The sequence below is a fragment of the Sandarakinorhabdus sp. genome (genome assembly GCF_031422795.1).
GTDB lineage: Bacteria > Pseudomonadota > Alphaproteobacteria > Sphingomonadales > Sphingomonadaceae > Sandarakinorhabdus.
Window position 1 is genome coordinate 1 of sequence record NZ_JANPML010000185.1, and the last position, 11,863, is coordinate 11,863.

10 protein-coding genes are annotated in these 11,863 nt (G+C 64.2%); 3 read left to right on the top strand and 7 right to left on the bottom strand.

The window, feature by feature from the left end:
- Positions 1-540: SDR family NAD(P)-dependent oxidoreductase (locus tag RMO81_RS06845; protein WP_310475054.1), on the bottom strand; the 540-nt coding region annotated here is incomplete at its 3' end.
- Between the two features lie 39 nt (positions 541-579).
- On the opposite strand from RMO81_RS06845, the gene RMO81_RS06850 reads away from it, so the two are divergent.
- The 3 genes from RMO81_RS06850 to RMO81_RS06860 all read left to right on the top strand — a co-directional run bounded on the left by RMO81_RS06850 (position 580) and on the right by RMO81_RS06860 (position 3,979).
- Positions 580-1,305, top strand: coding sequence for an SDR family oxidoreductase (locus RMO81_RS06850; RefSeq protein ID WP_310475056.1), 726 nt, complete (start codon positions 580-582; stop codon positions 1,303-1,305).
- Positions 1,302-2,033 carry an SDR family oxidoreductase gene (locus RMO81_RS06855; RefSeq protein ID WP_310475057.1) on the top strand — a complete coding sequence of 244 codons (732 nt, stop codon included), beginning with the start codon at positions 1,302-1,304 and terminating at the stop codon, positions 2,031-2,033. The genes RMO81_RS06850 and RMO81_RS06855 overlap by 4 nt, the downstream gene beginning before the upstream one ends.
- A 65-nt stretch (positions 2,034-2,098) precedes the next feature.
- Positions 2,099-3,979 (top strand): amidase family protein, encoded by a 1,881-nt coding sequence (locus RMO81_RS06860; protein WP_310475058.1) that lies wholly within the window; start codon positions 2,099-2,101, stop codon positions 3,977-3,979.
- Between the two features lie 26 nt (positions 3,980-4,005).
- Here RMO81_RS06860 and RMO81_RS06865 read toward each other — a convergent pair whose 3' ends face one another.
- From RMO81_RS06865 to RMO81_RS06890, 6 genes are all read right to left on the bottom strand, one after another.
- Positions 4,006-4,848 (bottom strand): MoxR family ATPase, encoded by an 843-nt coding sequence (locus RMO81_RS06865; RefSeq protein ID WP_310475060.1) that lies wholly within the window; start codon positions 4,846-4,848, stop codon positions 4,006-4,008.
- A gap of 86 nt (positions 4,849-4,934) precedes the next feature.
- Positions 4,935-5,630: a hypothetical protein gene (locus tag RMO81_RS06870; protein ID WP_310475062.1), complete on the bottom strand. Its 696-nt coding sequence runs from the start codon at positions 5,628-5,630 to the stop codon at positions 4,935-4,937.
- Positions 5,631-5,831: 201 nt separating this feature from the next.
- Positions 5,832-6,506 (bottom strand): hypothetical protein, encoded by a 675-nt coding sequence (locus RMO81_RS06875; RefSeq protein WP_310475063.1) that lies wholly within the window; start codon positions 6,504-6,506, stop codon positions 5,832-5,834.
- A gap of 63 nt (positions 6,507-6,569) precedes the next feature.
- Complete coding sequence (locus RMO81_RS06880) at positions 6,570-8,180, bottom strand: hypothetical protein (protein ID WP_310475064.1); 1,611 nt, start codon at positions 8,178-8,180, stop codon at positions 6,570-6,572.
- A gap of 67 nt (positions 8,181-8,247) precedes the next feature.
- A complete protein-coding gene (gene rpoD / locus RMO81_RS06885) occupies positions 8,248-10,260 on the bottom strand; it encodes an RNA polymerase sigma factor RpoD (protein WP_310475065.1) in 2,013 nt (670 codons plus the stop codon).
- A gap of 136 nt (positions 10,261-10,396) precedes the next feature.
- Positions 10,397-11,863: toprim domain-containing protein (locus RMO81_RS06890; RefSeq protein ID WP_310475066.1), on the bottom strand; the 1,467-nt coding region annotated here is incomplete at its 5' end.

The following is an 11,863-nucleotide window of genomic DNA, read 5'->3' on the forward strand; positions in this document are numbered from 1 at the left end:
GAGCGCGGCAATTCCGGCCTTTGCGGCGCAATAAGGCCCGCCGTTCACCATCGGATGGACGCCCACTGGTGATGTGGTGTTGATGATCGCGCGGCCCTGCTTGCGGCCTTCGCGCGCCCAGAACTTGGCGGCATGGTGGCACACGGCGGTGGTGCCCTTCAGGTGGACCCCGGTTTCCAGATCATAGTCGGCTTCAGTCAGCTCGATCAGGCTGGCCGGGCGGTTGATGCCGGCGTTGTTGACGACGATATCGAGCCCGCCAAAGGCCGCCACCGCATCATCGATGATGGACTTCGCGCCGGCCCAATCGGCGACACTGGCACGATTGGCCACCGCCTGGCCGCCCAGTCGCACGATTTCGGCCACCACTTCGTCTGCCGCGCCCCCCTGTTTTTGATCAGGGGAATCCCCGGTGACTGTGCCACCCAGATCATTCACCACCACCGCTGCACCGTGGGCAGCCAGGGCCAGAGCGTGGCAACGGCCCAAGCCGCGGCCGCCGCCTGTCACAATCGCGACCTTGCCGGATAGAAGCGCCATGGCTGAAATCTCCCTCTAATAGTCTCGGGGAGAGTGGGCATGGGCGCGTTTGCCGGCAAGACCGTGGTTGTGACAGGTGGATCGACCGGCATCGGCAATGCGGCTGCGCGGCTGTTCCGGGCTGCCGGCGCGCGGGTGATCGTGACCGGCACGCGCGCGGCGCCGGCGGATTATGCCGGCACCGATGGCGACCTTTCGGGATTGGAGTATCACCAGCTCGATCAGGGCGATCTGGCCGCGGTGGCGGCCTTTGATCCGGGCGTGGAGCGGCTGGATGCGTTGATCGTGTCGGGCGCCAAGGTCGCCTACAAGCGGGCCGAGTTCATCCCCGAAATCTTTGCCGATGTGCTGGCCACCAACCTGACCGGGCCGATGGCGCTGGCGATGAAGTTTCGCAGTGCGCTGGCGGCGGCACGGGGCTCGATCATATTCGTCGGCAGTGTCGCCAGCTTCAAGGGCACCATCGGCCAGCCGGCCTATTCGGCGAGCAAGGGCGGTCTGCTCACGCTCACTCGCACGCTGGGCCAAGCGCTGGGCGGGGAAGGGATCAGGGTCAATCTGGTCGCGCCCGGCCTGGTGCGATCGAAGATGACCGCGATCACCTGGGAACATCCGGAGCGGCTGTCTGCCACCGAACGGGCGGTGCCGCTGGGCCGTATCGGCGAGCCGGACGACATTGCCGATCCGATCTATTTTCTGGCGTCGGATGCGGCGCGCTATGTCACCGGCACTTCGCTGGTGATCGATGGGGGTTTGAGCGCATGAACGGCCTGAACAACGGCAGCTGGGCGCGCGGCCTGTCGGTGCTGGTCACCGGCGGCACGCAGGGCATTGGCAAGGCCGTGGCGGAGCAATTCTTGGCGCTCGGTGCCAAGGTGACGATCACGGGCACCCGCACGCGGATCGAATGTTACGACGAGCCGCCCGAAGGCGTGACCTATCTGCAGGCCGATCTCACCTGGCCCGAAGCTCGCGCCGAGATCGCCGCGCACATCGATGCGCTGGACGTGCTGGTGAACAACGCCGGGCGCGGTTCGGCCAATGAATATGATCAGGAAGAGTTTGAGCATGTCATCGACACCAACCTGAATGCGGCGATGGATCTATCTGTCCGCCTGCACCCGCTGTTGAAGGCCACCAAGGGCAGCATCGTCAATGTCGGCAGCCTGGCCAGTTTCCTCGCGCTGAAGGAAACGCCGGCCTACACCGCGTCCAAGGCGGGATTGCTGGGCCTGACGCGGGCGCTGGGCGACAAATGGGCGCCCGATGGCGTGCGGGTGAACCTGGTGGCGCCCGGCTTTATCGCGACCCGCATGACCGAAGGCGCCCGCACCAATCCGGAACGCGAGAAGAAACTGATGCGCGCCATCCCCATGCATCGCTGGGGCGAACCCGACGAAGTTGCCAGCGCCATATTGTTCCTCGCCAGCCCGGCCGCCAGCTATATCACCGGGCAGAGCCTGGCCATCGACGGCGGCCTGCTGCTGCGCTGATGCGCCATTGACGGCATGGCAGCATACGCCTTTGTTGTGCGGGTGATGGGCAAGGGGGAATCGAAATGAATCGCAGCCGTACGGTGGCCATGATGTTGGCCACAATTGCTCCTGCGACGCTGGCGGCGCCCACACAGGCGATCGAGGTGACAGAAGCCTCCATCCCGCAATTGCAGACGGCGCTGGCAGGGGGCGCGGTTACCTCGCGGCAACTGGTGGAGGCCTATCTGGCCCGCATCGCCGCCTATGACAGCCAAGGCCCGGCGCTGAACAGCATTGTCACCCTCAATCCCGCCGCGCTGGCGCAGGCCGACGCGCTGGACAAGGAACGCGCTGCCAAGGGCCCACGGAGCCCGCTGCACGGCATTCCGGTGCTGGTGAAGGACAATTTCGAAACGAAGGATATGCCGACCAGCGGCGGCGCTCTGGCGCTGGCGACGGTAGTGCCGGCGCAAGATGCCTTCCAGGTGGCAAAGCTGCGGGCCGCTGGCGCGATCATCCTGGGCAAGACGACCATGCACGAACTGGCCATCGGCATCACCACCATTTCCTCGCTCACCGGTCAGTCGCGCAATCCCTATGATGTGCAGCGTTCACCCGGCGGCTCCAGCGGTGGCACCGGGGCGGCGGTGGCGGCCAGTTTTGCCGCCGCCGGCATGGGCAGCGATACCTGTGGTTCGATCCGGGTTCCGGCTGCCTATCAGAATCTGTTTGGCATTCGCACCACGCGCGGGCTTGGGAGCCGGACGGGCGTGATTCCGTTGTCGGACACGCAGGATGTCGCCGGGCCATTGGCGCGCAGCGTTGCGGATCTGGCCGCGATGCTGGATGCGACCGTTGGTGAGGACCCGGCAGATGCGGTGACCAAGGGGGCCGGCGCCCATATGCCCAAATCCTATGCCGATGCGCTGCAAGCCGGGGCGTTGAAGGGCGCGCGCATCGGGGTGGTGCGCAGCCTGTTTGCCGTTGTGCCGGAGGATACGGAAGGCAAGGACGTTTACGAAAAGGCCATTGCGTCTCTGCGCGGGGCTGGCGCCGAGGTGATCGAGGTGGCGATCCCCGGCCTTGCTGACATGTTGACCGACAGCAATGCCCGAAAGTTCGAATTTGCCGCGGATCTGCAGCGCTATCTGGCGGCCAGTCCGGGCGTGCCGGTGACGTCGCTGGCGCAGATCGTCAATGCCGGGCTGCACCATGACCAACTCGACAAGCCGATGCGTGAGGCGCTGGCTGAAACCGGCCGGCAGTCGCCCGGTCACCAATTGGCCCTGGCCAAGCGAAACGTGGTGCGGGCAGTGACGGACGCGCTGTTCGCCAAGGAGCGGCTGGACGCGCTGCTTTATCCCACCGCGCTGGGCCGCCCGCCAGTGATCGGGGCGCATGTTGTTCACAACAATTGCAGATTGAGTGTGGACACGGGCTTGCCGGCGCTGGCGTTTCCGGCCGGTTTCACCCCGCGCGGGCTGCCGGTCGGGCTGGAACTGCTCGGCCCGGCCTTCAGCGAGCCCCGGTTGCTGGCCCTGGCCTATGGTTGGGAGCAACTGGCCAAACCGCGCCAGCCGCCGTTCAGCACGCCGGCGTTGGTGGCCGGGAAAGCGCCGGGGCCGCAACGGGCCGTGGCCAGCCTGTCCGGTGCTGGCTCAGCCAGGGCCACGCTGCGCTTCACCTATGAACCCACGACGGCGCGGATGCATGCTGATGTGACGGCCCGTGGCAGCGGCAAGGATGCACCGTTCGCTATCGCCCTGCATCGCAGCCACGAAGGCGGGCCAGGGCCGGTGCTGGCGTCGATCATGCTGCGCGGGCAGAACCGCGCCAGCGCCGATTTGGTGCTCGACGCGCTGGCGCGGGCCGATCTGGCGGCGGGGCGGGTTTATGCTGAACTCTATACCCCGGCCGCACCGTTGGGGACGGGCCGGGCAACGCTGAATTTCAAGCCCAAGTAAGAAGCTGAGCCTCAGGCCAGCCCCAGCTATTGGCCTCTGCGGCTCATGAAGGCGAGGCGTTCGAACAACATCACGTCGGCCTCGTTCTTCAGCAGCGCGCCGTGCAGCGGCGGGATCAGCGATTTGGTGTCGCGGTTGCGCAGCACGTCCACCGGCAGATCTTCATGCATCAGCAGCTTCAGCCAGTCGAGCAGCTCGCTGGTGGAAGGCTTTTTCTTCATGCCCGGCACTTCGCGCATATCAAAGAAGATGTTCATGGCTTCACCGACCAGCGCGCGCTGGATGTTGGGATAGTGCACGCGCACGATGGCTTCCATCGTGTCGCGATCGGGGAACTTGATATAGTGGAAGAAACAGCGGCGCAGGAAAGCGTCGGGCAGTTCCTTTTCATTGTTCGACGTGATGATCACGATCGGGCGCTGGGTGGCCTTGATGCGCTCGCCGGTTTCGTAAACGTCGAACTCCATGCGATCCAGTTCGGTGAGCAGATCGTTGGGGAATTCGATATCGGCCTTGTCGATCTCGTCGATCAGCAGGACGGGCAGTTGTTCCGACGTGAACGCCTCCCACATCTTGCCGCGGCGGATGTAGTTGGAAATGTCGGAAACGCGCGTGTCGCCCAACTGGCTGTCGCGCAGGCGGGAAACGGCATCATATTCATACAGGCCCTGCTGGGCCTTGGTGGTGGATTTGACGTTCCATTCGATCAGCGGCGCATCGAAGGCGTTGGCGATCTGTTGGGCCAGCACGGTCTTGCCGGTGCCGGGTTCGCCCTTGACCAGCAATGGCCGGCGCAAAGTGACAGCGGCGTTGACCGCAACCTTCAGATCATCGGTGGCAACATAGCCGGTGGTGCCTTCAAAACGCATCGTCAAATCCCCTTTGTGCACCACAGCTAAAGTCGTGCGCGCGGCCTGACAATCCTGTCATTGTGCGAAGGTCGGCGGGCGGTCGATCAGCGATAGGCGTAAACGACTTCGTCGGTCTGCCCGCCGGAAAAGCCGAACATGCTGCCCTTGCTGTCGGCTGATTGGCTGGCGAGGCGCGGGCGGCCATCTGGGCCTGGCCGGTAATCGCTGATCTGTTCGAAATTGGTGACCTTGATCAGCAGGTTGAGCTTGAAATTCTCGCGCGCTTTCACCTTCAGGCGAGCGACATAGGGCTTGCCGTCGTGGCTGGCGATCACCGCTTCGCCCGAAAGATGACTGGAAATGTCGCCGGTGTCGGTGCGTACGGTGCCGGCCGGCAGCACCGGGATGGTCAGCGTCTTGCGGCCGTCACCATCCACCGCCACATTCGACGCCGCCGCCATCAGCAATGCCATCCGGTGATAGCCGGGCACCGGGTTGGCCGCGGTGGCCTTGCGGAATGTCTTCAGGTGGCTGGCGCTGGGCACTTTGCCATTGACGCTGACCAGCGACCAGCGCTTGCCGTCCCAGCGTTCGACCGTGACGGTTTTTTCCTTGATGCCAGGCCCGCGCCGAATGGCCGTGGTGGTGCGATCAAAGGCGAAGCCGGCCGGATCAGTTGCGCGGGCATCGGTGATGATGGCGTCGCGCAAGGTGTCCAGCCGCAGCTCATCGGCAGGTGCGGCAGCCATGAGCAAGCTGGCCAGCAGCGGCAGGAACATCTGATATCGACCGGTTTTCATTGCGCCATCCGTTAGACCATCGCGAACATTCGCCACAAGTTGCGACAGGCCGACGTGTCGTGCCAAAACTTCAAATGCCGCAACAGCGTTGCATTGCGGCATCACCTGTTGCGATTTGATGAACGGCCGAACGCGAGCCACTTCAAATGCTGCCAACGCAGCAAAGCCCGGGCCGGGGCATGAATTTGAAAGGTCCTGACCTTAACGCAGCATCGAATAATTGGATTCGATGCGGGTGGTCCCTTGTTTCCCGAATTGGGCACCGGCAATGGCCTGTGTGGCGTGGGCCAGATAGGGCTTTCCATTGCCATCTAACTTGTAATCATTGATGATTTCCAGGCTGTCCAGCTTGGCCACCATAAAGAATGAGAGCGGTTTGATCAACACCGTGCGCGTGCGCGTCACATAGGGCTGAGCGCCACTGGCATCGACAAAGAAATCAGCCATCACGTTGGCCGAGACGTCTTTGCCAACACTGATTGTGCCTTTGGGCAGCCCGGTCACGCGATAGACCAAGCGGCCCTGGGGATCGTTCAACCGCACTGCGCCGGCCTTCAACAGATCGGCGATGCGATAATAGCCGGGCACCGGGCGCGCGCCGGCGGCCTTGCGAAATGAGTCTGCTTCCTTTGCCGCCGGCGGTTTGCCATTGATACTGACCAACGTGAAGATGCGGCCATCCCAGCGATCAACCCGCAGCTGGCTTTCGTTCTCGCCGCCGTTTTCCTGCGAAACGGTTCGGGTCTGGCGTTCGAAGGCCAGGCTGGTGGGCGGATTGGCCCGTGCCTCGGTGATGACCCGGTTCAAGATCGGATCAGGTGCCGCTGCCGACAAAAAGATGAAGGAAGCAAGAGCGATAGCAGAGCGTGGGATCATGCGCGCACGCTAGTTCAGCGAAAACTGTCGTGCAAGACTATAACAGATCAGTGTCAGTCGGTGTCAGCCCGCCCGAGCAGTTGTCAGACCGTCCATCGCCAGACGATTGCCGGGCCGCTGCGCCAGCGCGCGCCGGAAATCGGCGGCGGCTCCAGCGGCATCGCCTTGCGCCAACCGCAGTTGCCCCGACAGCACTGAAATCGGCAATGGCCACAGCGGTGGTTCCTGATAGGGCAGATTGGCTTCGATGGCCTCGGCAGCACCAAACGCCCTCAGCGCCCCTGCCACGTCGCCGCGCGCCGTGGCGATCCGGCCACGGGCGACGGCATCGGAGATGGCAGAAAACTCCATGTCGCCGCCGCCCGCCCGGCGCCGGCGTGTGGGCCGTTCCAGTGCATCGCGGGCGATGCGCAGCGCCTTCAGTTCGCCTTCCGCACCGTCGGGATTGCCGCTCATGGCCAGTGCCTCGGCCCGCGCGCCGTGCAGGGCGATGTTGAGCCGGCGCAGGCGCTTGTCGGGCAGCGGCAGCGCGAGGATTTCAGCCGGAGCCATGAACTGGGTGCGGGTGTGCAGGGCCGTGATCAGCCGCATTTCCAGCCACGGCGATGTGGCGACCTTGGCGGGATCGACGGCGGCTTCCAGCCCGGCGGCGGCCGCCAGCGCGGTGTCCTTGTCACCGATCTGCACGGCCGATGATGCGAGGAAATGCGTGTGATGGGTGAAATAGCCGTAGAATTTCGGTTCGGCACCAACGGCGCGGGCATAGGCTTCGTCGGCGGCGACGGCAGCCTTGTTGGCGCTGATGGCGCGATCGAATTGGCCGATGCGATACCAGGTGTGGCTGGGCATGTGCACCATGTGCGGTGCGCCGGGCGCCAGGTCGCCAAGCAGCGCCGCGGGGCCGGCGGCTCGGGCCGGATTGGCGCTGGCCTCGGTCAGGTGGATCAGCAAGTGGATGGCCTGCGGCTGTTGGGGGTTGCGCGCCAGCACGGTGTCCACCAGTGCCAATGCCTTGCCGGCCCGGGCCTTGGGCATCTTGCCGCCGGCTTCCCAATAATCCCAGGGCTGGCTGGTCATGATGGCTTCGGCGGCCAGGATCGCCACCACATCGTCATCGGGCCAGCGTGCCGCCAATCCGATCATGGTATCGGCATAAAGATCGCCGTGGACGCCATCCTTCTTGCCGCCCGGTGCGTGGCGAGCGTGGACAGCGTCCATCAGGGCGCGGTCCCGTTCTGAAAGCCGGTTGCTGCCCAAGGCACGGGCGGTGAGCGCACGGGCCTGCGCGATGGTATCGGCGTTGATCGGGCCGCTGTTAATATATGGGCCGAGCGCCAGCGCTTCGCCCCAACTGCACATGGCGCAATCAGGATCGAGCCGCTTGGCCTCGCGGAAGCTTTTCAGCGCCTCGTCGTAGTCAAAGCCCCACAACTGGCCAAAGCCCTGATCGAAGAAGGCCTGCGCGCCCTGCACATCAGACACCGCCATATGGGCCGGGGTCAGGCCGGGCACCAGCACGATGCTGGCCTTGGTGGCGGCGCCGGTGCCTTCACCTTGCCCGCACATGTTGGCTGCCAGGGCCGCGGCCAGGGCGAGGTTGGCGGGGGACGGGGCAGGGGCCGCCGACGTGCACAGCAGAAAGGCGGAAAGCGCAGCGGCGGAACGGATCATCATGGCCCAAAAATGATACAGGCGGCTGCCATTGGCAACCGCCCGTTTCAGTTCCAGCTGGGTGGCAGCCTCAAACGTCGAGGAAGCTGCGCATCTTGCGGCTGCGCGACGGGTGCTTCAGCTTGCGTAGCGCCTTGGCTTCGATCTGGCGGATACGTTCGCGGGTCACGCTGAACTGCTGGCCGACTTCTTCCAGCGTGTGATCGGTGTTCATGCCGATGCCGAAACGCATGCGCAGCACGCGTTCTTCACGTGGGGTCAGGCTGGCCAACACACGCGTCACGGTTTCCTTCAGGTTGCTGTGAATGGCAGCGTCCACCGGAATGACGGCGTTCTTGTCTTCGATGAAATCGCCCAGATGGCTGTCTTCCTCGTCGCCGATCGGCGTTTCAAGGGAGATCGGCTCCTTGGCGATCTTCATCACCTTGCGCACCTTTTCCAGCGGCATCGACAGCCGCTCGGCCAGCTCCTCCGGAGTCGGCTCGCGGCCGATTTCATGCAGGATCTGCCGGCTGGTACGCACCAGCTTGTTGATTGTTTCGATCATGTGCACCGGAATACGGATGGTGCGCGCCTGATCGGCGATCGAGCGGGTGATGGCCTGGCGGATCCACCACGTGGCATAGGTGCTGAATTTGTAGCCGCGGCGATACTCGAACTTGTCCACCGCCTTCATCAGGCCGATATTGCCTTCCTGAATAAGATCAAGGAATTGCAGGCCGCGGTTGGTGTATTTCTTGGCGATAGAGATGACGAGGCGCAAATTGGCCTCCACCATTTCCTTCTTGGCGATGCGGGCTTCGCGTTCGCCCTTCTGCACCATGTTGACGATGCGGCGGAATTCACCCAGATCAACGCCGGTGGTTTCAGCGATGCCGGCCAGTTCGCGGCGGTTCTGATCGATGGACGCGACTTCGGCGCCGGCAAAGGCCGCCCACTTCTTGTCGATCCCGCCAACGCGCTCGAGCCAGCCTTCGGTCAGCTCGTTGCCAACATATTCATCCAAGAAGCTCTTGCGCACGATCTTGTGCTTGTCGGCCAGGCGCATCATGTTGGAACCCAGCGCCATCAGCCGCTTGTTCTGGGTGTAGAGCGCTTCGACCAGCAGCTCGATCTTGTTGTTGTTGAAGTGGATCGACTGCACACCGCGGGTCAGTTCCTCGCGCAGTTTCTGATATTTCTTTTCATCACCATTGGCGAAAACCGGGCCGCCATGCATCGATGCCAGCCGCGATTCCTGCAGCTTGTGGAACTTCTTGTAGGTGCTGGTGATTTCGGCAAATTTTTCCAGCGCAGCGGGTTTCAGCTGCTCTTCCATCTGGCCGAGCGAAAGGCCGCCTTCGTCGTCTTCCTCGGCTTCGGCAGCGCGCTGCTGGGCGCGACGTTCGGTGAATTCGTCTTCCTCGTCGGCCGGCGGCGCTTCGGCTTCCGGCTCTTCATCTTCCTTGAACTGCACGGTCGGCAGGTCGCTGCCTTCTTCGGCATCGCCGCCGTCTTCGCCCGGCACCTTGGCCAGCATCGCTTCGAGATCAAGGATCTCGCGCAGCTGCATGCGGCCTTCGTTCAAGGCGATCGACCAATCGATGATGGCCTGGAAGGTCATCGGGCTTTCGCACAGGCCGGCGATCATGGTGTTGCGGCCGGCTTCGATGCGCTTGGCGATGGCGATTTCGCCTTCGCGGCTCAGCAGCTCGACGGCGCCCATTTCGCGCAGATACATGCGCACTGGATCGTCGGTACGGTCCAGCGGCGCCTTGACCACGGTAACCGGTGCCGGCGCCAGATCGCCGTCCACCGGTTCGGCTTCGGCTTCTTCCTCTTCCGGCGTGTCGCCGTCGTCGGCGGCTTCTTCGTTCTCGACGACGTTGATGCCCATTTCGTTGATCGCGGACATCACGTCCTCGATCTGCTCGCTGGTCATCTGATCCTGCGGCAAGGCCTCGTTGATCTCGTCATAGGTGATGTAACCGCGCTTCTTGGCACGGGCGATCAGCTTTTTAACCGAGGCTTCGTTGAGATCAATGAGCGGAGCATCGCCATCCGCTTTGGCATCCGTGGCGTCGTTCGAGACCGTCTTGGCCATCCGATTCTACGTCCTTGAACTGGGCCGGTGCCCAAAACCCCGGCCTTAAACCCATGAATAACGTACAAAAGCCCGCCCGCTAGAGTCTGGCTCCGGCGGGGCAGGCGAATGCTGCACGCATATTATACCGCGCCTCTTAGCCTTCTCGCCGTGATTCCGCCAGCTTCAACATCGCCGCATCAAGCGCCTCGATTTCCTGGCGCAAATTCTGCTGCGCCTCCCAGTCTGCCTCATCAAGGCTGGACTGGAACCGTATCGTCGCTTCGGCCAGCGCCTGCACCAACCCGGCGCGGGCGGTGGCCTGCGCCAGCGTCATGGCGAAATCAGCTTCAGCGACGTTGGCTGGCGTTTCTGCCCGCGTAAAACTCAATCGCAGATTGTTGCCGCGTCGGATGCGTTCAGCTTCGGCTGCCAATCCTATATCGGTGAGATGGGCAGCCAGGGCCGCGCTTTCAAGGCCATGATCGGCCGCCGTGGCCGCCAGTGCCGCGGTCAGCACAGCGGCAGCGCCGTCATCGTCGGGGCGCAGCGCTGCCAGCCCGTCGTGGTGGATATCGGCCAACGCCGGTCGCGCCAGCACTCCAGCCAGCACGGCATCCATCATCGGATCATTGCCGCGCGCCACCAGGGCTTTCAGTGCCGGCGTGGCACCAGGGATGGGCGGCTGCCAGCGTTCGCCCGGCTTTCGCGGTGTCCATGCTGGGCGCTGTGGCCGCGCCATGAACGCCGCTTCGAAACGCTGGCTGAATTCGGCTTGATACAGCGCGCGCACATCGGGGTCGCCGATGCTGGCGGCGGCTTCGCGCAGGTGCTGGCGGGCTTGCGCGCGGCGTTCGGGGGTGGCGGTGTCCATGCCGGCGGTTTCGGTGGCCCAGATATGGTCGATCAGCGGCACGGCAGCGGCCAGCACGGCTTCAAACGCGGCGGCGCCGCCGGTGCGGCAGATATCGTCCGGGTCTTGCCCCGCCGGCAGGGTGGCGATGCGCAGCGATTTGCCGGGCTTGAGCAGCGGCAGCGCCCGCATGGCAGCGCGGGTGGCGGCGCGGCCGCCTGCGGCATCGCCGTCGAAACACAGCACCGGCACATCAACCAGCCGCCACGCCAGTGCGAGCTGCGTTTCGGTCATCGCGGTGCCCAGCGGGGCAACGGCCTCGCCAATGCCAGCCTGGGCAAGGCCGATCACGTCCATATAGCCTTCGACCACGATCAGCCGGTTTGCCTTGCGCGCTGTCGGCCCGGCCTGATCGAGATTGTAGAGCAGCCGGCCCTTGTCGAAGAGCGGTCCATCGGCGGAGTTGAGATACTTGGGCTGTACGTCACCCAGCGCGCGGCCGCCAAAGCCCACCACCCGTCCGCGCGCATCGCGGATCGGGAACATCAGACGGCCCCGGAACCGGTCATAGGTTTCGCCCGCATCGGTCTTGCCGATCAGGCCGGCCTCCAGCAGCTTGTCGGCGGTGGTGTCTTTCAGATGGCCGCGCAAGGCGGTGCGCGAATCGGGGGAATAGCCCAGCGCAAAAGCCTTTACCGTTTCGGCGCGCACACCGCGCCGTTCCAAATAGGCGCGTGCTGCGCCGCCGCCATCGCTGGCCAGTTGCGCCTG

What these genes read in the sequence shown, in the direction of transcription:
- RMO81_RS06850 (WP_310475056.1), top strand. Translation starts at nt 580, where the DNA reads ATGGGCGCGTTTGCCGGCAAGACCGTGGTTGTGACAGGTGGATCGACC.
- RMO81_RS06855 (WP_310475057.1), top strand. Translation starts at nt 1,302, where the DNA reads ATGAACGGCCTGAACAACGGCAGCTGGGCGCGCGGCCTGTCGGTGCTG.
- RMO81_RS06860 (WP_310475058.1), top strand. Translation starts at nt 2,099, where the DNA reads ATGAATCGCAGCCGTACGGTGGCCATGATGTTGGCCACAATTGCTCCT.
- RMO81_RS06865 (WP_310475060.1), bottom strand. Translation starts at nt 4,848, where the DNA reads ATGCGTTTTGAAGGCACCACCGGCTATGTTGCCACCGATGATCTGAAG.
- RMO81_RS06870 (WP_310475062.1), bottom strand. Translation starts at nt 5,630, where the DNA reads ATGAAAACCGGTCGATATCAGATGTTCCTGCCGCTGCTGGCCAGCTTG.
- RMO81_RS06875 (WP_310475063.1), bottom strand. Translation starts at nt 6,506, where the DNA reads ATGATCCCACGCTCTGCTATCGCTCTTGCTTCCTTCATCTTTTTGTCG.
- RMO81_RS06880 (WP_310475064.1), bottom strand. Translation starts at nt 8,180, where the DNA reads ATGATGATCCGTTCCGCCGCTGCGCTTTCCGCCTTTCTGCTGTGCACG.
- rpoD (WP_310475065.1), bottom strand. Translation starts at nt 10,260, where the DNA reads ATGGCCAAGACGGTCTCGAACGACGCCACGGATGCCAAAGCGGATGGC.